1 rRNA gene is annotated in these 298 nt (G+C 44.3%); it reads left to right on the forward strand.

The annotated features are described in order from the left end of the window. Positions 1-189: 189 nt before the first annotated feature. Positions 190-298 (forward strand): 5S ribosomal RNA (gene rrf / locus ABJ225_RS22320); the annotation flags it as partial.

The raw sequence follows: 298 nt of genomic DNA on the forward strand, positions 1-298 counted from the left end.
GACTGATACTAATCGATCGAGGACTTAACCAAACGTAATGCAGGCGCTTTGCGCCTGCCAGACTGGCCGATACGCCGGTAATGATTGACTATCAACCCTTTATCTAGTTTTCAGGGAATAATTTTTAAATTACCCCTTGAAAAACCTTGAAAATATTATATAATAATATTTGTCATTGTAAGCAATTTGTCTGGTGACATTGGCGAAGAGGTCACACCCGTTCCCATGCCGAACACGGAAGTTAAGCTCTTCAGCGCCGATGGTAGTTGGGGGATCTCCCCCTGTGAGAGTAGGACGT

The organism is Rossellomorea sp. RS05 (assembly GCF_039822645.1).
GTDB classification, from domain to species: domain Bacteria; phylum Bacillota; class Bacilli; order Bacillales; family Bacillaceae_B; genus Rossellomorea; species Rossellomorea marisflavi_B.